Annotated in this window: 19 protein-coding genes; 4 read left to right on the plus strand and 15 right to left on the minus strand. The window is 45.6% G+C overall.

All coding sequences use genetic code 11. The features are described from left to right. Positions 1-34 precede the first annotated feature (34 nt). Positions 35-3,472 (minus strand): methionine synthase, encoded by a 3,438-nt coding sequence (gene metH, locus AC1DVJ_RS13200; protein WP_477591368.1) that lies wholly within the window; start codon positions 3,470-3,472, stop codon positions 35-37. A gap of 329 nt (positions 3,473-3,801) precedes the next feature. Here metH and AC1DVJ_RS13205 point away from each other — a divergent pair, with 329 nt between their 5' ends. Beyond that, the gene (locus AC1DVJ_RS13205) at positions 3,802-4,341 is read left to right on the plus strand and encodes a 1,2-dihydroxy-3-keto-5-methylthiopentene dioxygenase (RefSeq protein WP_477591369.1); all 540 of its coding nucleotides are present in this window, start codon (positions 3,802-3,804) and stop codon (positions 4,339-4,341) included. A 77-nt stretch (positions 4,342-4,418) separates the two neighbouring features. Here the strand turns inward: AC1DVJ_RS13205 and AC1DVJ_RS13210 are convergent, their stop codons facing one another. The 3 genes from AC1DVJ_RS13210 to AC1DVJ_RS13220 all read right to left on the minus strand — a co-directional run bounded on the left by AC1DVJ_RS13210 (position 4,419) and on the right by AC1DVJ_RS13220 (position 5,984). Next, entirely contained in the window at positions 4,419-5,210 is a 792-nt protein-coding gene (locus AC1DVJ_RS13210; RefSeq protein WP_477591371.1) for an HAD family hydrolase, read from the minus strand. A gap of 39 nt (positions 5,211-5,249) precedes the next feature. Then, positions 5,250-5,438, minus strand: coding sequence for a DUF896 domain-containing protein (locus AC1DVJ_RS13215; protein ID WP_477591373.1), 189 nt, complete (start codon positions 5,436-5,438; stop codon positions 5,250-5,252). A gap of 144 nt (positions 5,439-5,582) precedes the next feature. Then, positions 5,583-5,984: a LysM peptidoglycan-binding domain-containing protein gene (locus AC1DVJ_RS13220; RefSeq protein WP_477591375.1), complete on the minus strand. Its 402-nt coding sequence runs from the start codon at positions 5,982-5,984 to the stop codon at positions 5,583-5,585. Positions 5,985-6,130: 146 nt separating this feature from the next. Here AC1DVJ_RS13220 and lexA point away from each other — a divergent pair, with 146 nt between their 5' ends. Continuing rightward, positions 6,131-6,748: a transcriptional repressor LexA gene (gene lexA / locus AC1DVJ_RS13225; protein ID WP_477591376.1), complete on the plus strand. Its 618-nt coding sequence runs from the start codon at positions 6,131-6,133 to the stop codon at positions 6,746-6,748. A 69-nt stretch (positions 6,749-6,817) separates the two neighbouring features. On the opposite strand, the gene AC1DVJ_RS13230 is transcribed toward lexA, so the two are convergent. The 7 genes from AC1DVJ_RS13230 to AC1DVJ_RS13260 form a co-directional block, all read right to left on the minus strand. Further along, complete coding sequence (locus tag AC1DVJ_RS13230; protein WP_477591378.1) at positions 6,818-8,056, minus strand: aminopeptidase; 1,239 nt, start codon at positions 8,054-8,056, stop codon at positions 6,818-6,820. A gap of 91 nt (positions 8,057-8,147) precedes the next feature. Then, a complete protein-coding gene (gene glnA, locus AC1DVJ_RS13235) occupies positions 8,148-9,476 on the minus strand; it encodes a type I glutamate--ammonia ligase (protein WP_477591417.1) in 1,329 nt (442 codons plus the stop codon). Positions 9,477-9,533: 57 nt separating this feature from the next. After that, the gene (locus tag AC1DVJ_RS13240) at positions 9,534-9,944 is read right to left on the minus strand and encodes a MerR family transcriptional regulator (protein WP_047676992.1); all 411 of its coding nucleotides are present in this window, start codon (positions 9,942-9,944) and stop codon (positions 9,534-9,536) included. A 95-nt stretch (positions 9,945-10,039) separates the two neighbouring features. After that, the gene (locus AC1DVJ_RS13245) at positions 10,040-11,260 is read right to left on the minus strand and encodes a methionine gamma-lyase family protein (protein WP_477591418.1); all 1,221 of its coding nucleotides are present in this window, start codon (positions 11,258-11,260) and stop codon (positions 10,040-10,042) included. Positions 11,261-11,291: 31 nt separating this feature from the next. After that, positions 11,292-12,620, minus strand: coding sequence for a GTPase HflX (gene hflX / locus AC1DVJ_RS13250; RefSeq protein WP_477591379.1), 1,329 nt, complete (start codon positions 12,618-12,620; stop codon positions 11,292-11,294). A 229-nt stretch (positions 12,621-12,849) separates the two neighbouring features. Continuing rightward, a complete protein-coding gene (locus AC1DVJ_RS13255) occupies positions 12,850-13,827 on the minus strand; it encodes an AAA family ATPase (RefSeq protein WP_477591381.1) in 978 nt (325 codons plus the stop codon). A gap of 88 nt (positions 13,828-13,915) precedes the next feature. Then, positions 13,916-14,422: an N-acetyltransferase family protein gene (locus tag AC1DVJ_RS13260; RefSeq protein WP_477591382.1), complete on the minus strand. Its 507-nt coding sequence runs from the start codon at positions 14,420-14,422 to the stop codon at positions 13,916-13,918. Positions 14,423-14,548: 126 nt separating this feature from the next. Here AC1DVJ_RS13260 and AC1DVJ_RS13265 point away from each other — a divergent pair, with 126 nt between their 5' ends. Together AC1DVJ_RS13265 and AC1DVJ_RS13270 are read left to right on the plus strand one after the other, a co-directional pair. After that, positions 14,549-15,355 (plus strand): GNAT family N-acetyltransferase, encoded by an 807-nt coding sequence (locus AC1DVJ_RS13265; protein ID WP_477591384.1) that lies wholly within the window; start codon positions 14,549-14,551, stop codon positions 15,353-15,355. A 32-nt stretch (positions 15,356-15,387) separates the two neighbouring features. Beyond that, on the plus strand, positions 15,388-16,254 hold the full coding sequence (locus AC1DVJ_RS13270; RefSeq protein WP_477591386.1) for an SDR family oxidoreductase: 867 nt from the start codon (positions 15,388-15,390) through the stop codon (positions 16,252-16,254). A 56-nt stretch (positions 16,255-16,310) separates the two neighbouring features. On the opposite strand, the gene AC1DVJ_RS13275 is transcribed toward AC1DVJ_RS13270, so the two are convergent. The 4 genes from AC1DVJ_RS13275 to AC1DVJ_RS13290 all read right to left on the minus strand — a co-directional run bounded on the left by AC1DVJ_RS13275 (position 16,311) and on the right by AC1DVJ_RS13290 (position 21,196). Further along, positions 16,311-17,021 (minus strand): YdcF family protein, encoded by a 711-nt coding sequence (locus tag AC1DVJ_RS13275; RefSeq protein WP_477591388.1) that lies wholly within the window; start codon positions 17,019-17,021, stop codon positions 16,311-16,313. A gap of 5 nt (positions 17,022-17,026) precedes the next feature. After that, positions 17,027-17,686, minus strand: coding sequence for an alpha/beta hydrolase (locus AC1DVJ_RS13280; RefSeq protein WP_477591389.1), 660 nt, complete (start codon positions 17,684-17,686; stop codon positions 17,027-17,029). Between the two features lie 43 nt (positions 17,687-17,729). Continuing rightward, a complete protein-coding gene (locus tag AC1DVJ_RS13285; protein WP_477591390.1) occupies positions 17,730-18,455 on the minus strand; it encodes a peptidylprolyl isomerase in 726 nt (241 codons plus the stop codon). Positions 18,456-18,643: 188 nt separating this feature from the next. Continuing rightward, positions 18,644-21,196 carry a transglycosylase domain-containing protein gene (locus AC1DVJ_RS13290; RefSeq protein WP_477591391.1) on the minus strand — a complete coding sequence of 851 codons (2,553 nt, stop codon included), beginning with the start codon at positions 21,194-21,196 and terminating at the stop codon, positions 18,644-18,646. Positions 21,197-21,268: the final 72 nt, after the last annotated feature.

Consider the following 21,268-nt stretch of genomic DNA (forward strand, 5'->3'; position numbering starts at 1 on the left):
GATCGTTCACGCTAGCTGCCTCGCTCTCGCCTACTTATCCTACGTTAAAATAACGCGCTTCTTTATGTGCGAATACAATCGCGGATACGGAAGCTTCCGGTTCCATCATGAATGACTCCGTCAGCTCAACGCCGATATCCTCTGGCTTCAACAAATTAAACAGCTTCGCTTGATCATCGAGATTAGGGCAAGCTGGGTAACCGAACGAGAATCGTTGTCCGATATATTTGGCTCCAAATCTTTCTTGCATCGTCATATCAACACGATCCGCAATGCCAATGACATCGCGCATGATGTGATGAACGCGTTCAGCAAAGCCTTCTGCGACTTCGAGAGCTGTCGCTTGCAGCGCATGGGATTTCAAGTAATCGCCCTTATCGCGCCATTCCTTCGCCAACTCATTAATATCATGTCCGGCTGTCACGAGTAGGAAACCGACATAATCCATTTCGCCGCTCTCGACGGATTTCAAATAATCTGCCAAACAGAGGTACGGCTCCTTATCTTGACGAGGGAACGTAAACGTCTCGAGCACTTTACTCGTATCCGATGGATCATAAACGATCACATCATTTCCATTCGATTGCGCTGGGAAGAAACGATACATCCCGTGCGCTTTAATGATGCCGTTATGTTGTGCAGCATGCAGGATCGAGTCGACGGTATCCTTCAACTGAAGAGCTTTCGTATCCTTGTCGCTCAGCAATTGCTCTACTTTGCCCTTCAAGCCAAGGTGATGCCCTAACAGCATCTGCATGTTTACATATGGCATTAAATGACTAATCGGGTAATCCCGCAAGATATGACGATCTGTATCCTGAGGCACTTGGACAGGAAGATCCTTGGATACAGCAGAGGAACTCACACGCGTAAGCTGTGGCAGTTTCTCTTCTTTTTTACTTGCATCCATGACATCCGACTCAAGGCTTTCTCTCAGCTCTTGAATCAACCGTTTACGTTGTTCAGGATCACTCAGCTTATTGGCGATATCTAGACCATCCATCGCATCCTTCGCATAAAGGACAACGCCCTCATACTCCGGCTGAATCCGTGTTTTGGTGAATTTACGCGTAAGGGCAGCACCGCCAACTAGAATCGGCACGTCTACACCCGCTGTACGTAGATCCTGCGCCGTAATCACCATCTGTTGTGCTGATTTCACTAGCAAACCTGACAACCCAATCGCGTCCGCCTGCTCTCTGCGGTAAGCCTCAATGATTTGCTCAGGCGGTACCTTGATCCCCAGATTGACAATCTTGTAACCATTATTGGAAAGGATGATTTCCACGAGATTTTTACCAATATCGTGTACGTCCCCTTTTACCGTTGCCAAAATAATTTTACCCTTCACCGCAGTCTCGGATTTCTCCATAAATGGCTCCAAATAATTAACGGATGCTTTCATGACCTCAGCGCTCTGAAGCACCTCAGCAACGATGAGCTCGTTACCATTGAAAAGACGTCCAACTTCCTCCATCCCCTTCATGAGCGGTCCATTGATGACCTCTAATGGGGAATAGGTTTGAAGAGCAATCTCTAAGTCCGGAATTAATCCTTCCTTCGTGCCCTCTACAACGTAGGAGCCAAGTCTTTCTTCCAGAGAAAGATTTGAAATCTTCTCCTTCTTTTCGACCTTTTTCTCACGGAAATGGGCTACGAATTTTGCCAAAGTCTCATCATTGGTATTGTAAATAAGCTCCTCAGCCAGCTGACGCTCTGTATCAGGTATCGACGCATACCGTTCTAGTTTCTCCGTATTTACAATCGCGTAATCAAGACCTGCCTTCGTACAGTGGTACAAGTAAACAGAGTTCAGAACTTCACGACCCGCATCCGGTAATCCGAACGAAATGTTGCTTAGTCCCAGAATTGTTTTAGCAAGAGGATACTTCTCTTTAATCAGCTTAATCCCTTCGATCGTTTCGACCGCAGAACCAATGTACTGAGGATCACCTGAACCGACAGGGAACATATTAGGATCAAAAATAATATCCTCTGGATTCATGCCGTATTTCCCAGTAAGAAGCTCATACGAACGTGTTGCCACTTCGATTTTCGCTTGGCGCGAGACCGCTTGCCCACGCTCATCAATTAGAATACAAACGACCGATGCTCCATAGCGATGAATCAGAGGTAAAATCCCTTCGAATTTCGACTCTCCATCTTCTAAGTTAATCGAGTTAATAATCGCTTTACCCTGTGAATATTTGAGTCCAAGTTCGATAATGTGATCATAGGTCGAGTCAATCATCAACGGAACTTTGACCTTCTTCACAACCTCTTGCATGAATTCTTCTACCGCATAGGCTTCATCAATATCCGTATCCTGTAGATTAATATCGATAACATGAGCGCCGTTTTTCACTTGATTACGGGCAATTTCGGAGCCCTCTTCAAATTTGCCCTCTTTAATAAGGCGCTTAAACTTTCTGGATCCGGAAATATTTGTTCGCTCACCAACCATGATGGGACGGTTTTCTGGCTCGATATAGACCGTTTCGATACCAGAAATCGCTGGCGGATGTGTTCCGTATGCACTTCTTGGCTTATAATTCGCAAGCGTTTCTGCCATGGCCCGAATGTGATCAGGCGTTGTTCCGCAGCAACCACCGGCAATATTGATCCAGCCTTGCTCAGCAAAGCCAGCCATCTTTTTGGCCAAAGATTCTGGAGATTCATGATAGTGCCCATTCTCATCCGGTAAGCCTGCATTCGGATAACAGCTGATAGCTGTATCTGCGATACCTGAAAGCGTACGAATGTGATCACGCATAAATTCAGGACCGGTCGCACAGTTCAAGCCCATCGAAATTGGCTTCAAATGCTCAAGTGAAATATAAAAAGATTCAATATTTTGCCCAGCTAGCGTTGTGCCCATCGGCTCAATCGTTCCGGAGATCATAATTGGAAGCTCTACACCTAATGTTTCATAAGCTCTGCGAATCCCAATACTGCCTGCTTTTACGTTCAGCGTATCTTGGGAAGTCTCAAGCAGCATGGCGTCAACACCAGCTTCAACAAGCGCAAGAGCCTGCTCGTAGTAGCTTTCTTCCAGTTGTTCGAATGTAACGCCACCTGTCACTGACAAGGTTTTGGTCGTCGGCCCCATAGCGCCCACAACATAACGAGGCCATTCTGGCGTCGAATATTTCTCTGCTGCAGCAATCGCCAATTTCGCAGCGGCAATGTTCAACTCCCGGTGACGATCCTGCAAATCATACTCCGCCAGAACGACACTTGTCGTTCCGAACGTATTTGTTTCTATCATATCAGCGCCAGCGGCGAAATAAGCTTCATGAATTTTTTGAATGACATCTGGACGCGTAACACATAGAATTTCATTACATCCATCCAGGTCATCACTTCCGAAATCCTCAGCGGTCAAATTCTCTTGCTGAATCATCGTACCCATGGCACCATCTAGGATCATAATCTTCTTCTTAAGCTGTTCTTGAATCGGTGGTTTCTTCATGGCAAGACTCCCTTTCAACTTTTCCTAAACCTAAACGAGAAAAAAAACGACAAATTATGTTAAGATTTAGTTTAACAGAATACGGCTTCTATGAAAAGATTTCGAATTATGATAAAACTTATTTCGATGTCATTCGAGGGTGATCGACCGCGTTTAGAGGTTAGTTTTATCGCCAATCATAAAGCCTTTTTCGTATAACGAAAATATGCTTTATGATGTGGAGGTTAATTCCTATAGGTTTTATCGGAAAAACTTATATCCTTCCATCGACAGTTAGCTTGATATCCTCTATAATATGGTTATATTTATTAATGAAAGAGGGATGTAACGTGGCACAAATTAGAATTCGTAATACCAATGAACGTATCGAGGGCGAAGCGGAAGTAAAAGCCTTCTTAGATAGTCAAGAGGTTGTATATGAGCATTGGGATGCAAACAAGCTTCCTGAAGCGCTTCGCGAGAAATTTATCCTTAGTGATGATGAGAAGGCAGAAATCATTTCCACGTATGAAGCTGAAATTAAAGATCTAGCTGCTAGACGCGGTTACGAAATTTGGGACGTTATCTCACTTTCTGATGTAACACCGAATATCGAAGAACTACTGAAAAAGTTCGAGCAAGTGCACACGCACACGGAAGATGAAATTCGCGCTATTGTTTCAGGTAAAGGAATTTTCATTATCAAATCCGAAGAACTCGGCTATTTCGATGTAGAACTTGAGCCAGGCGATGTGATCTCCGTTCCTGAGAACACGAACCATTTCTTTACCTTGATGGAGAACCGTGAAATCGTTGCTGTTCGCCTTTTCATCGAAAAAGATGGCTGGGTTGCTTATAATGTTGATGATCCACAATTCATTAAAGCTTAATCGTTACACAATGAAAAGCCCAGCAGCACTTCAGACCATTGGGTCTAGAGTAACTGCTGGGCTTTCTTTCTATTGAATTAACCGTTCATAATAATCGGTAAAATATCTTGAAGTCGCGTTACTTCATAAGCAGGCACGATCTCATCGCCACTTTGCAGTCCGTGATGGTTAATCCAAATGTTACGCATACCAATACTTCCCGACCCCAGAATATCAGTCGTTAGCTTGTCTCCGATCATGATGCCTTCCTCAGCTTCAATCTCAAGCAGACCCAGTGCATAGTTAAAAATAGCTTTAGCTGGCTTCCCTTGTCCAAATTCACCTGAAATCACAATGTGATCAAAGTAAGAAGCAATCGCAGGAACACCTGCTAACTTCTCTTTTTGCAAATCTGGCGAGCCGTTAGTTAATAGAAGCAGCTTGTAATTTCCTTTCAAGGCATCTAACACGCGGAAAGTTTCTTCATACACATAGGGACGACTGCGGCGTTCAGCTGCAAACAATTCACCTAGCTTGTTCCCAAGCTCTCTATTTTCAATCCCTAGCCCCGCAAGCCCTCTCGTCCATGATTCCGTACGGTATCCGGGTGCCAGCTTCTCTAATTTGCGAAAGTTTTCGTCCTCGCCTTGTGTGAAATTAGCCCATAGCCCTTCAAACGGGTTGATCCCAATCATTTTGGTAAATGGGAATGTTTCGAAGGATTCATATAAGCTCCTTGCTTCTTTACGAACAGAAGCTTCCAATTCCTCTGGATTCACATCGACAAGCTTCGCCGCTTCTGCACAAGTAGCAGCAAAGGCTTCCTCCACACTACGATCATCCCATAATAGCGTATCATCCAAATCAAAAAGCACAGCTTTCAACGTCATCATTCATTTCCCCTTTGAATGTAGTATCTATGTGTAAGCTTAATTCTCTTCGTCAGTAAACTTAATGGAATCAAGTTGGACCTTCAAGTTACCCCTAAATGCATTGATATAGATCTTTCTTAGCTCATTGCGCTCATCAATCTCTGCATCAGTTAAACCTTCAACAGTCTTCGCCTTCCGAGCTAATTCATTGATACGTTCAATCGTCTTATCCATGCTGTCACTCATTGTAATCCTCCCAGTCAAAATTTCAATATGAGTACTACTTTGCCATCCCCGATTAGGATTGTCAAGGTTACAATGCAAAGAGACATAGCGACTGGCGACTATGTCTCGAACATTCATCTATATAGTTAACTAATAATTAGTTCATTAAGGAAGTAAGAGAACTTGCCCCTCTTGTAAAGAACTGCTCGCTAAATGATTTAATGCTTTCATTTTTTCAACGTAAGAACGTGTGTTCTCACTCTTATTTTTGTGAGCTTCTGCGATTTCCCATAGCGTATCCCCGCTTTGGATGACAACCTTTTCATGCTGGGTAACTTTCACCGATGATTGAACGGAAGTGATTGGCGTAGGCACAGTAACGGACTCATCGCCTGCATAGGCTTGTACGATCGCACCAAACGAAAACACAGTTCCAAGAATTACTGCTATCAGCAAGAAACGAAGTAGTAGTTTCGAATAACCCCGTTTAACCGTCATCCCTTTGGATGCATGAGCAGTACCTCGAAGTGTTGTTGTTGCGTTCGATTGTGAATAAGCCATATACATAAAATCATCCCCCAAACATTTGTTCTGATATCAGAATAACACGAACACATGTTTGAGTCAACCATTTTGTTCGAACTTATGTTTGTACGAACTCGGGTTCTATGTTATACTTTGGGTAATGATTCCCAGTATTGGAGTGATATCTTATGAGTAAAATTTCGCAGCGTCAACAAGCAATCATGGAATTCATTAAGAACGAAGTGAAAGATAAGGGCTACCCGCCATCCGTTAGAGAAATCGGCGAAGCTGTTGGACTAGCTTCTAGTTCTACCGTACATGGGCATTTAGAGCGTCTTGAGAAAAAAGGCATGATTCGTCGAGATCCTACCAAACCGCGTGCAATCGAAATCCTAGGGCTGGATGGTGCCGAATCCCAATTCGCAGTCTCCGTCGCTCGTGTTCCCCTTATTGGTAAAGTAACGGCTGGTGTTCCTATTACTGCCACTGAGAATATCGAAGATTACTTCCCGCTTCCTTCAAGCATGGTAGGTGACAACAACGTGTTCATGCTTAGCATTATGGGTGACAGTATGATTGAAGCTGGTATTCATAATGGCGACTACGTCATTGTTAAGCAGCAACAAACGGCGAACAACGGCGATATCGTTGTCGCGATGACCGAAGATGATGAAGCTACGGTTAAGCGCTTCTACAAGGAGAAGGATCATATTCGCCTTCAACCGGAGAACTCCGCATTACAACCAATACTATTGAAAAATGTGACCATTCTCGGTCGCGTTATCGGCTTGTTCCGGGATATGTAAGAACACGGATAATCAAAAAAAAGCAAGGCTCTCAAAGTGATAACTCACTTGAGAGCTTTGCTTTTTCTTTTAAAATGACAATACCCAGTTCCCCGCACGGAAGATCGGTTCAATCGTCCCATCCGGTAGTTCTCCATCGATCTCTAGCTCCGCTGATCCTATCATGAAATCTACGTGTATTAAGGAGCTGTTCCCTCCGCGAGCCTTCAATTCCTCTCTGGATAGTGTTGTACCGTCCTGCAAATTGATCGGATAACAACTACCTAATGCCAAGTGGCAGGAAGCATTCTCATCAATCCCCGTATTATAGAAAATACGATTTAAATTAGAAATTGGAGAATCAAACGGCACAAGCGCTAGCTCACCCAAATAGCGCGCCCCTTCATCCATATCCAATAACCTGGCCAAATGGTCATGCCCAACCTCAGCCTGGAAGTCCACAACCTTTCCTTCTTCGAACGTGAATGAAAACCGATCCACTAACGCCCCATTAATATTCAAAGGCATTGTACTAGCAACCGTACCGCGAACACCCGTTCGTTTCGGAATGGTGAACACTTCTTCCGTCGGCATATTAGCTACATACCGAATGCCTCGTGCATTCTCATTATCCCCGCCAAGCCAAATATGTCCTTCTGGCAGTTCAACACGCAAATCCGTACCCGTAGCTCGATAGCGCAGAGCTTTGTAGCTTCTTTCATTCAATAAGCTATGTGTGGCTTTCAGCGTATCCAAATGTGACTGCCAAGCGGCCACAGGATCAGCTTCATAAACACGGTTAATTTTGAAGATCGCATCCCACATCGCAGGTATACGCTGCTCTTCTGGCAGATCCGCATACACAATAGAAGCCCAAGCTTCTGTAGGCGCTTTAATTAGACACCAGCTAAACTCACCAGTTCGCACATAGTGCTGATACTTGGCTCTTGCAGTTGACGCTGCTTTGGACGCTCTAGAAATCAGACTAGCGTCAATACCATCGTATAGATTCGGATTCGGCACCTTAATGTTCAACAAAGCTCCACCGTTCTCAACAAACCGTTCCAGCATCGTCGAATACCACTCAGGGTAGTAGTCCATTGAGTCAACTTGCGCATAATCAAACTTACTACGCGTAACGACATCATCCTGCCAATGCACATGCACATAATTTGCGCCAGCTTCATAGGCTTTTTGCACGATAAGCCTAGTTAACTCCAGTGTTTCAATAGGCGCTTCCACCAACAGGTCTTGGCCTTTATTCAAGTTGACCCCGACTCGAATCACTAGCTCTGCATACTTTTCTAAATTATGATCAAAATTGTCCACAGTTCAATTAATCTCCTTCGCGTTAAAAAGCCCATCAACTCACATATGCGAGACTGACGGGCTTTAAATATCTAGTTGTCTTCTTTAAAACCTAGTACAGGGACAGATATTGATCTCTTTCCCATTGGTGAACTTGTGTGCGGTACATGTCCCACTCAATTTCTTTCAATTCATAGAAATGAGCTAATGCATGTTCGCCAAGCGTATCGCAAATGACATCATCACGAAGCAACTCATCCAACGCTTGTTTCAAGTTGAGCGGCAAGCTAGGGATCCCTTCGCTCTCACGCTCTTCTTCCGTCATTACATAGATGTTACGATCTGTTGGCGGAGGAAGCTGCATTTTGTTCTTAATGCCATCCAAACCAGCAGCAAGCATAACAGCCAGTGCTAGGTAAGGATTTGCCGCTGGATCTGGATTACGAACTTCAACACGTGTGCTTAGGCCACGGGAAGCTGGAATCCGAATCATTGGGCTTCGGTTACTCGCTGACCAAGCTACATAGCAAGGTGCTTCATAACCTGGAACTAGACGTTTGTAAGAGTTTACTGTTGGGTTTGTAATCGCTGCGAAAGAACGCGCATGACGAAGTACGCCCGCCATATATTGTCTTGCCACTGTGCTCAAACCTAATTTGTCGCTCTCTTCATAGAACGCATTCGTCTCACCTTTGAACAAGGATTGGTGACAATGCATACCTGAACCATTCATTCCGAACAAAGGCTTCGGCATAAATGTTGCATGCAAACCATGCTGTCTAGCTACGGTTTTAACAACAAGCTTGAAAGTTTGAATTTGGTCAGCCGCTTTAATCGCATCTGCGTATTTAAAGTCAATTTCGTGCTGTCCTGGTGCTACTTCATGGTGAGATGCTTCAATTTCAAAGCCCATTTCTTCCAGTGTTAACACGATATCACGACGGCAGTTTTCACCAAGATCCATCGGTGCCAAATCGAAGTAACCACCTTGGTCATTCAATTCGGTTGTTGGATTACCTTTTTCATCCGTTTTGAATAGGAAGAATTCCGGTTCTGGTCCAACATTCATGGCTGAATAGCCCATTTCTTCCGCTTGCTTCAACGCGTTTTTCAAAATCGCGCGCGGATCCCCAGGGAACGGAGTGCCATCCGGCATATAAATGTCGCAGATCAAACGAGCGACTTTGCTTTCAGTTACCCATGGGAAAATAACCCATGTATCTAAATCCGGATACAAATACATATCCGATTCTTCAATGCGCACATAACCTTCGATGGAAGATCCATCGAACATCATTTTATTATCAAGGGCTTTTTCAAGCTGGCTATACGGGATTTCTACGTTCTTAATACTTCCCATTAAGTCTGTGAATTGCAAACGGATGAAACGAACGTTTTCTGCTTTGGCGATGCGAAGAATATCTTCTTTGGAATAGTTAATGTGATAGCTCACGTGTGCATTCTCCTCTCAATTGTTAAGCGCCATTCGCTAACGATCTTATTTGTAAAATCTGGATAACTGTCCTTGAATCAATGAAACCTGATCTGGGCGTTTCCCCCCGCCAATCAATTGCTGCTTAAGCATTTTGTGCAATTGAGAGTCGGTTAATTCTTTCCGTTTCACTTCGGTATGCTCGTTTAGGATCGTTGCATCCTCAGAATCCTTATCCACTGGGATAAGAACCTGCTTGATCCCCGCGATGTTCACACCTTTTTCAATCAGATCTTTAATCTCAAGAAGACGTTCTACGTCATTAAACGAATAGAGCCGTTGATTACCAGCTGTTCTAGCCGGGATAATCAGTTCATGTTGCTCATAATATCGAATTTGTCTAGCGGTTAAATCAGTCAGCTTCATGACGATTCCAATGGGGAATAACGCCATATTTCTACGTATCTCATCACTCATGCTAATCACTCCTGGTCAGTAAGTACCTTACTCTTATTGTACCTTTCTAACAAAAACGTGTCAAGGAGTGTCAGGTTTGTTCACAGTTTAAATTTTCACAGTAATCCCTTGTCTTCCATATGTTGGATTGCCGTTAATACACCTAACTTACAATGTGAGTAGGTCAAGCCGCCCTGCATGTACACGATATACGGTTCACGAATCGGGGCATCGGCTGACAGCTCCAAGCTGCCTCCTTGAATGAACGTACCTGCTGCCATAATGACCGGATGCTCGTAGCCAGGCATGTCCCAAGGTTCGGGCACGACATGCGAATCCACGGCAGACGCCTTCTGGATGCCTTGCACGAACGTAATCAAATGCTCCGCCGAGGTGAAGCGGATCGCTTGAATTAAGTCCGTCCGCTGCGCGTCCCAGCGCGGATGGCTCACGAAGCCGAGGTCTTCGAACATCGCAGCTGCGAAGACCGAGCCCTTGACGGCTTGCCCCACCAAGTGCGGGGCAAGAAATAGCCCTTGAAACATCGCTCGCGTCGCGCCGAGCATGGCCCCGACCTCGCCCCCAATACCGGGGGCGGTCAGTCTGTACGCGGCGAGCTCCACGAGGTCGCGTCGCCCGGCGATATAGCCGCCCGAAGGGGCGATGCCGCCGCCGGGGTTCTTGATTAGCGAACCGGCCATCAGATCGACGCCAACCTGCGTCGGCTCCTGCAGCTCGGTAAATTCACCATAGCAATTGTCTACAAAGACAATCAGCTCGGGGTTAATCTCTTTCACAAATCGGACCATTTCGCCGATTTGGTCTACTGTGAACGAAGGCCGCCACGAGTAGCCGCGTGAACGTTGAATGCCGATCACCTTCGTGTTCGGCTGAATGGCCGCCGAGATCGCAGGCCAATCCGGTGATCCATCCTCCAAGAGCTCGACCTCGCTGTAGCCGATGCCAAAGTCCTGCAAGGAGCCTGTTCCGTCGCCAGGCTTACCAATGACTTTATGTAACGTATCATAGGGCTTACCCGTGATGTAAAGTAGATGTTCGCTAGGGCGGAGTACACCAAACAAAGCAGTTCCGATGGTATGTGTCCCCGAAACAAAGTGAGGGCGAACTAGTGCTGCTTCTGCTCCCATCGCATCCGCATACACAAGGTCAAGTACTTCTCTCCCTCGATCATTGTAGCCATAACCCGTTGAGGAAGCAAAATGATAATCACTTACCTTATGTTCTTGGAAGGCACGAATGACCTTCCATTGATTGAGATCAATGGTTTTCTCAATTTGTCGAAAAGCGCTCTCGACACGTTGCTCCGCGCTTTCCATTCTCGCCATTACCTTTTCCCCGAAATGCATCTTAGTAGTTCTCTCCCTCGTTCTCATCCTGCTCTGACTTCGCTACTGACTGATCATAATTAACGAGTTGATAAGCCAATTTTACATAGTCGTCTTTGTTCACACGAACCTTGAACACCATATCTTCCCCATCCACATCCGTCTCAAGCACTTCACCGATACGATACATTAGGGCAATGATATCCCCTTTATCGGCTGGAATACGGAACTCCTTACTATCGCCCATCAACTTATCTTCAATGGTGATACGAAGCCGTTCTAGATCCTCAGGGGTGTAAGCACTCACTCTCATGAACTCGCCTTCGGCAGAGAGCAAATCGCATTCCTCTTGCGGGATAAGATCAATTTTATTAAAGACCGTTATTTGTTCCTTCTGATGGGCACCTAGCTGCTCTAATACCTCTCCAACAACACGCATTTGCTCGTTACGCATCTCTGTCGAGCTATCCACGACATGCAGAATTAAATCAGCCTCATTCGCTTCTTCCAACGTCGCGCGGAACGAAGCGACAAGATCATGGGGAAGATTCTGAATAAAGCCTACCGTATCCGTGAGAACGATCTCCTTCCCACTTGGCAATACCATCGTCCGTGAAGTCGGGTCTAAGGTTGCAAACAGCTGATCTTCAATATACACATCTGCTTGCGTCAATTGCTTCAATAGTGTCGACTTCCCTGCATTGGTATACCCAACGAGGGCAACTTGGAATACACCGCTTTTCTTACGGCGTTCCCGATGCAAGGTACGGTGACGAACAACTTCCTCCAGCTGCGCTTTCAGTTCATCAATTCGCCCGCGGATATGCCGGCGATCCGTTTCCAGCTTGGATTCCCCTGGTCCTCTCGTCCCGATGCCACCACCCAGACGTGACAAGTTCTTGCCTTGACCTGATAGTCTTGGCAAGAGATAGCTCAGCTGTGCTAATTCAACCTGGATAATCCCTTCTCGTGTTTTGGCACGCTGTGCAAAGATATCCAAAATGAGTTGCGTACGATCAATAATTTTCACATCAAGCGCCGCTTCCAAATTACGAACCTGTGCACCTGAGAGCTCCTGATCGAAGATGGCTGTATTCCCGCCATGTTCTTCCAATAACAGCTTCAATTCTTCGACTTTCCCTTTCCCAATAAACCACTTGGTATCTTTAGCTTCTTTGTTCTGTGTCATCGTCTCCAGCACCTGGACGCCAGCCGTTTCTGCCAGCTTCACAAGCTCTTGCAACGAATACTCGGCCAGAAGCTCATTTTTCTTCTGCTTCTGTGTAATCAAACTGACGAGCACGGCTCTGTCATCGATTTCTTTTTCAACCATATGTGAAGTTGTTTTCATAGTCGTCTCCTTTACTTCCCGCATCATGCTTAAAATGAATGAAATTAGGCCAAAAAGGCCTATTCCTTCATCATTGTGGAGGAAATGATTAGGAAAGTCAATTTGACGAACAGGAAAATTCGATTATAACGGACTTACTCAGAATCACCCTATACATATAGTAAAAATTAGGAAATAAACGCAAGAAAAAACCATCTAACTTCAATCAGTTAAATGGTTCGAAGAACGATCATTTGAATTTTATATCTTCCGGACGTATCGACATCAGTTCAATTTTGGAAGGCGTATTCACATATTGACTTAACAATCGTACGGCTTGATGCCGCATCGCTTTCTCCAAAATGTTCCTAACGTATCTAGCGTTACTAAATGCACGCCAGGTCATCGCTTTTTCATCGCTGAGGTGCTGCTTCAGCTTCGCAAGGGTTTGTGGCAGCAGGACATACTCCCGATCCTTCGCCATCAGCTCTGTAATTTGGATCAATTGATCGATGGGATAATCCTCGAATTCAATTTGAATTGGAAACCGAGAAGGAAGTCCAGGGTTTGTCGCTAGGAACTGTTCCATTTCTTCGCTATAACCAGCCAGAATGAGAATAAACTCATTTTTCTTATCTTCCATCCCCTTCACTAATGCATCAATTGATTCCTTTCCAAAATCCTTTTCGCCGCCTCTTGCCAAGCTATACGCTTCATCAATAAACAGGACGCCGCCCATCGCTTTTTTCATTAAATCACGCGTTTTCAGTGCGGTATGCCCGATGTATTCACCAACGAGGTCTGCACGCTCCACTTCAATGAAATGCCCCTTACTTAGCACACCCATGGCGTGAAACATACGACCTAGCAGCCGTGCTACCGTCGTTTTCCCTGTTCCAGGACTGCCCTTGAAAATCATATGGTACACATGAGCATTGCTCATAAGTCCGGCTTCAACACGAAATTGGGAAATCTGGAGGAGCGCGTAAATTTCATGCACCAGCTCTTTGACATTTTCTAAGCCAATCAGTTGATTCAGCTCTTTGAAAATATCCGATAGCGGACCCTCCATTGGCGTCCTTTTGCCAGAGATCATAGGCTCGGCGTCGGCAAGGGGTGAAGCGCCTGACTGCCCACCTGATCCCTCAACAGTACGCCGCTGACTGCCAGGTTCCGGCTGCCGTAAAACGATGTTGATTTGTCTGGATGGCAAGCTTCTACCACTCATGAGGATCACCTCGTTTACATGATGGATTATTAGTTCGTATCCACCATCCTACGCTTGTGCACGCCATTTTAGACCGCAGCCGTCGGAGTTATACGATAGTATCTGCTGTTCGTTCTAATTTCGTGATATTTGTCGTCAGTGTTCGATTTAAGGTCAGCATGCCAAGGGATGCATAAAAGTGCAGCGCCCGATCATTAAATTCCCACACATTCAGCTCAAGTGATGCGGCATCGCGTTCTCGCGCCCACTGGGCAGAAGCATGATATAGCTCCTTGCCAATTCCTTGCCGCTGGTGCGCGGACGCAACCGCAAGCTCATTCAAATAGGCATACCTGCGAGGCACAAGCGCTTCGTAGCTTGGACTTTTCTTCATTTCTAACATAGCCAATCCGACGACTTCAGACCCAAGCTCCGCCACAATAATCTCTTTGTCTGTCTTAGCAGAGAAGCTTCGATACCACCCCATCGCCACAACATGATCTAATCGAGCAAATCGATCTGGCAATGCCTCCGCATGCTCTTCTTGACCTTCGCGAATGATGGCATTCGCAGCTTCGTAGTCTTCCAACGTGGCTGATCGCAATCGTAATTCCATCGTAGATTACCTCCTACAAATCAAATACGGTAAAATTGATAAGCACATTTCCAAAATAATTTATTGAATTTTTATACATAAAAATGTATATTTATGTAATACTTTATGGAATGGAGGCACCTTTTCATGCAAACAGAACGTGATTTTTTCGAAATACTTGATCGTATTGCAGCAAATACGTGGCCAGCAGAAGCAAGCACAATGGTTGATCATTGGCTACTCAGAGCTTCACAGGGCATTACCAAACGAGCAAACAGCGTGTTTGCTATAGGATCTTACCCCAAAGATGAGAATTGGCTATCGCGTGTTGAACAATTTTACCATAGTCACGGATTACCTGCTATTTTTCATATTAGTAACGCCTCTCCCGAACAGTTGGATAGCTTACTACAAGCGCAAGGGTACGAACTGGATACTCCTTGTTATATGATGACGGCTGAATCTAGTCAGGTAGCTGCATACGCGCTAGAGCGAATACAGAAGCAATACCCTTCCTCATCATCTCTAGATGTAGTGATTTCACAAACCGTAACGAAGGAATGGCTGGACGGGTTCCTCTTTCTTGAAAAGTACCCCGAAGAACGTCGGAGCTTTTATCAAGGCTTATGTGAAAGGATGCCATCACCAAAAGCTTTCATCACATTAAAGGATCAAGGGCAAATAGTCGCACTTGGCACAGCCATTGTAGAGGGCGAATGGGCTGGCTTCGTCAATGTCATTGTTCACGAAGAGCACCGCGGTAAAGGCTATGGATACGCTATACTTCACGCATTGACTGAATGGAGCATTTCCCAAGGCGCAGCCCAGCAATATTTGCAAGTTATCGCCAGCAACGTACCCGCGGTCTCCTTGTATGAGAAGCTTAGCTATCAAACGAAATATGCCTATCATTACCGTGTGAAGTATGATTTAGGTTCTCTTGTATCATCCTAACAAAGAATTTCTAGGATGAAAGGAGCCAATACATGACTGCCACGAAGGAAAAACCTGTATTCCCGCCTCAGCACCAGAACCACCAACCAGGCATCGAGTCCGAAATGAAGCCACTACCCGAATTTGATAAAGCCAGCTATAAACCTGCTGGTAAGCTAAAGGATAAAGTCGCCATCATCACTGGAGGTGATAGCGGCATTGGTCGCGCCATCGCTGTCGCATATGCCAAGGAAGGCGCCGATGTTATCATCGTCTACCTGAATGAACATAAGGACGCTGAAGAAACACATCGGCATGTGGAGCAAGCGGGCCGCAAATGTCTACATGTCGCAGGCGACATTGGGGATGAGAGCTTCTGTAAGCAGATTGTTGCGCAAGTCATTAAAGAGTTTGGAAAACTCGACATTCTTGTTAACAATGCTGCTGAACAGCATCCCCAGAAAAGCATCACGGACATTACGTCAGCTCAGCTTGAACGTACATTTCGAACAAACATTTTCTCTTACTTCTATATGACGCAAGCCGCACTTCCTCATTTGAAATCTGGAAGTGCGATTATAAACACCGCATCGATCACCGCCTATCACGGGCATGAGCAATTAATTGATTATTCATCAACGAAAGGTGCTATCGTCACCTTTACACGCTCGCTCTCACTCCAATTGAACGCCAAAGGAATTCGCGTGAACGGAGTCGCTCCCGGCCCGATCTGGACTCCGCTGATTCCGTCCACGTTTACGGCTCAGGAAGTTGAGGTATTCGGCTCAACAACGCCGATGAAAAGAGCAGGACAGCCTAGCGAATTGGCTCCGAGCTATGTATTTTTGGCCAGTGAGGACTCTTCCTATATGGCGGGGCAAATTCTACATATCAATGGCGGAGCCATCGTAAATGGCTAAATGAGAAAAAGCATGACAAGCAGCGGATTTCCCCGCTTCCCTGTCATGCTTTCTTTTTATTTCAGCCCGAGCTTCAATTGCAGTTTGGTTAAGTACCAATTCGTGTACGCCAGCGTTTCCCTCGTATCATGATACGGCATGAAGAGCACCTCTGACTTCGTAGAGGAAACAAGCGGATCTATGAAGCCAATCGTTTCTGCAATATCTTGTGAACGAGAGCCATGAAACTTATGGGTGATAATGATCGAGCTCACAAGCCCCTTTTCATCCATAATTTGCTTACTGAACAGTAGATTCTCATACGTACTCGTCGCCTTCGGCTCGATGAAAATGCCAGCCTTTGGCACCCCATTTTTCACCAAATAGTCCCTCATACCCTCTGCTTCTGTCAAAGTGGAGCCATTGTGATCCAAACCGCCTGTTACTATAAGATTCTTAAATCGCCCCTGCTTGTACAAATCCACGGCTAAGTCAAGCCGTTCTTGCAAACCTGGACTTGGGATGTCATTGCGCAAAGAAGCGCCTAATACAATACCTACATCTACTTGCTTCGGCAAGGCCTGATGCGGTCCCACCTGAACCTTCCACTGGATAAAAGCAATCCAACCAACAAGCAGCGTAAAGGCGATCAAAATGAATTGAAACGTCCTCACAAATATACGATAGAGCTTGGATGGCGTTTTGCCTTTAGATGAGTTGGCTTTCCTCTTCGGTGGCGAGGGTGAGTGGGCACGTTGTTTTTTGTTCATACTGGGCTTTGCCGTCATCCTTCCTACTCCTTATCCAGAAATGCGCTAACTTGCCGGAATAATGCTGGCGCGTCCTCGCTCAAACAGATTAAATGATCCGATCTTGCGTGCCAATGAAGCTCACGTTGCCCTCTAAGCTTGCTATAAATATATCGCGCACTTTGGGGATGAATGACTTGATCTCTCTCCGACTGCGCGATTAGTGTAGGCTTATTCACCTGACTCAACTCCGGCTTCAAATGTCGGACAAGTCTCGTAAATTGCCAGGTCGCAACGAGTGGGGTTGATTTCCCTTTGATTAAACTGATTTTACGTTGATACTTCCATTCATCACGAAGGACGTTCAGCAGCCTGCCTGGACTGACGTAAATGACAGCTGTGTTTAGCAGGATCAGCCTCCGAACAGGGTAGCGAACAGATAGATAGGCGGCCAGAAGACCCCCCATTGAGAATCCAACCATATCAAATGAACCGTGGGTTTCTGTCATTTTCGCCGCATGCCATTCGGCTGCCTGCACCCAATCTTCCCAACGCGAAGCATGCAGCTGATGCCGGTTTTCTCCATTCCAAGGTAGGATGGGCACCTCACACAGCTGACCACGCTCTCGTAAATGCCGAGCTAACGGCTCAACCTCATAAGGTCCACCTGTAAATCCATGGAACAATAGGCACGGTTGTTTCATGCGATCCACTCCTATCCAGTATGAAAGCGTTCTTTATGTTAGTTTATTTTTCTTTGATCAAAATGGTGTTAATCGTTACCTTTTCTTTTGGCTTACTTGGGGAAGCCTCTCCACCCATTTCCACGGGTGTCTCTGCGATTTTCAAAATTGTAGCCATACTATCTGCTGTAACTTTACCGAAAATCGAATAATTCGGCTGACTATTCAAATTAGCGCAATCCGCACCCGAACATATGAAAAATTGGCTGCCATTTGTATTCTTACCTGAATTCGCCATTGCCACCGTACCTGGTTCGTAGGTATGACCGTTTTTCAGCTCATCTGCAAATTGATATCCTGGACCACCTCTGCCTGTGCCTTGTGGATCACCCGTTTGGATCATGAATGTTTTAATAATACGGTGAAACGTCAGGTTGTTATAAAAGCCCTCTTTGGATAAGAAGACGAAGTTGTTTACCGTTTTCGGTGCTTCCTTCGCGTACAAATCAATGGTGAATGATCCTTTGGATGTAGTAACTTCAGCTTGATATTTTTTGTTCGTATCAATGATCATATCCGGCGCTTTACTCCACTGCTTGGCTGCCGCTGGTGAAGCAGCAGGTGATGCATTTGCAGCCGCTGCAGGTGCTTTGGTGCTAGAAGCAGGCGTTGCTGTGCCGCCAGTCGTTTCCGTTGGTTTATTACCGCACGCGGAAGCGATTAGGGTTAAAGTAAGTAATGAAGCGGTGATCAGCATTTTGGGTTTCAAGGTTTTGTTGAATAGGTTCATCGGTAGGGCCTCCAGATTAAAATTTGATTGAAATTCGTGTATCTAAGGCAAAAATGTGACTCAGATTAAGCCTTCGGTGGTGAAAAATGCTACCTTAACGACCTGTTGGGACCTTAAAAGCTTGTCCTCGGCAGCCCTGTGGGAACGATAAGGCCCTTTCAGGGCCTTACAGTTCACCAGCCATCTGCTTACGCACCATTCTTTGGCTTGTCGTCAATCGGCTTACTTGCCGGCGACGGCGTTGGACTAGGCTTTGGACTCGTCGATGGGCTCGGAGTTGGGCTAGGCCCTGTTTCCGTCCCGGTGCCTGGTTTAACAGTTGCCCCAGGTGATGGCGATGGAACAGGCTTCCCACTAGGCGTTGGGGATGGATTCTGCCCATTACCAGGTGATGGTAGTGGCGATCCCGATGGAGAAGGTGATGGAATGCCGCCATTAGGCAGCGAATCATCCTTCGGAATTTCGATTGAAACGACGTTGGACTTCGCCCCAGGGTTATTCGTATCCGTTTCAACAGGAACTACGTAATATTGATACGTTACACCGTTATCAATAGTCGTGTCCTCGATTTGTGCTTTCGCTGTTAAAACAATCATCTTCGCTTCAGCCTCTGCAGCGGCTTTACGATACACTTGATAGCTAACTTTCTCACCTAAGGAGGTCCATGCTAGCTTCACTTGCTTGATTTCAGGCACGTAAGTCGCCGTCACATCCGCAATCCCAGTAGGTGGTTCTTTCAAATCTTCTACATTCGCAGGCTTCACGAAGTTTGTAACTGGTTTACCTTCCAAGGACTTCGTCATGATTTCCTTGAAAAGAGCAGCTGTACTGCCGCTTCCAACCGTCACATAATGCTTGGAATCGACCTTATCGAAGCCTTCCCACACTGCCGCAGTCCATTCAGGCGTATAACCAACGAACCAAACATCACGATCGTACTGTTCAATGCCCTTAATATCAAGTCCCGTTGAGCCTGTTTTCCCTGCAACTGGACGATTAAGCTTCGCTTTGACACCCGTACCTCCTGTCTCTACAACACCTTGTAGCAACAACGTCATGTAATAGGCAGTTGACGGCTGAATAACCTGCTTTTTCTCAGGCTTATATACTGCAATTTCTTTGCCTTGCGCATCGGTTATACGTAGAATCGCATGCGTTTTATTCATATTCCCTTGATTGGCAAAAGCCGTATAGGCTCTAGCCATTTGCAATGGCGATACACCATCTGTTAGACCGCCTAACGCAACAGCTAAATTCTGATCCTTCTGTGCATTTAAGGTAATACCTAGCTTCTCAGCAAATTTGGTCCCCGTCTTAACACCCATTTTACTTAATAACCAAACAGGCGCCAAATTGTATGATTTCTTAACAGCTTCGAACATGGTCACTTGCCCATGTGTCTGGCGATCATAGTTTTGTGGTGTGTACGAACCGAAAGACGTCTGCGTATCATCTAACAACGAATACGGTGTATAGTTCCCACTATCCAACGCTGGCCCATAGACCGCAATCGGTTTAAATGAAGAACCTGGCTGTCTCTTCGAGTACACACGGCTAAAGCCTTTGGTCTTATAATCCCGGCCGCCGATTAATCCCATAATGCCACCGGTTTTATTATCCAAAATAACCATGGAGCTCTGAATCTTCTGACCGTCAGATGCGTCTTTTTGGAAAAAACTCGGATTGGCATAGGTTTGCTCTATGGTCTTCTGAGCTTTGATATTCATCGTTGTGTAAATGCGGTAACCTTTGGTCAAAAGCTCATCTTCTTCGATGCCATACATCTCTTCCGCTTCATCCACAACGTAATCCACGAAAGAAGCATATTCTTTCGTACCTGTGCTAGCGGTAGCTGGCGGCACATAATCAACAGCAGCAGCCTCTGCACGCTCGGCCTCCGTAATATAACCTTGATCAGTCATCAATCGGAGGACAACGGCACGACGTTCCTTAGATAAGTCAGGATGAGTCAAGGGTGAATAACGTGAGGGTGCTTTCGGCAAAGCTGCCAAGGTTGCAATTTCCCAAACCTTCAAATCATTTAAATTCGATTTACCAAAGTAAACCTTAGCAGCAGATTTAATGCCGTATGCGTTACTCCCGAAGAAAATACGATTCAAATATTTCTCCAGAATTTCATCCTTCGTAAAGCGCTCATCAAGCGCAAACGCAATAGACATCTCTGTTCCTTTTCGGAAAGCCGTCTTCTCTGAGCTTAGGAATACGTTCTTAGCTAGCTGCTGCGTGATCGTGCTGCCGCCTTCAACGGCACTCATGTGGATAACATCCGTGACAAGGGCACGCCCGATCGCTCTCAAATCAACACCCGAATGCTCATTGAAACGGCGATCCTCGGTAGCGATAAAAGCTTGCTTCAACCGCTCAGGAACGTCTTTGATATTGACACTCTCCCGATTTTCGCCACGATAAATTTTCGATATCTCCGTGGCAGGTTTGTCTTTCCCATCCTTATCTTTACCTTCCTCTTGTGCATAAATAAGGGTCGACTCTGTCGTACTGATAATTTTATCAATATTGGCATCCAAGATTTTGAAACCGCTCATAATGACGATAATATAAATCCCCGTCGCACAGATAACAGCGACAATTGCAGCAATGATGGAACCCATAATGAGCTTACGAGCATTAAATCTTTTCTTCTTGGAGCCCTTATTATTGCTCTGTTTGGACTCTCTTGGCTTGGTTTGCGGCGTGGATGGATTTCTCGTAGGTTTATCCATATTCACCAACTCCCTTACGTTTCGTTTCTCTCTAGATAGAAGATGAAACCAACAAAAGAACAACCTTTATAC

This window comes from Paenibacillus sp. P4_A9 (assembly GCF_056402415.1).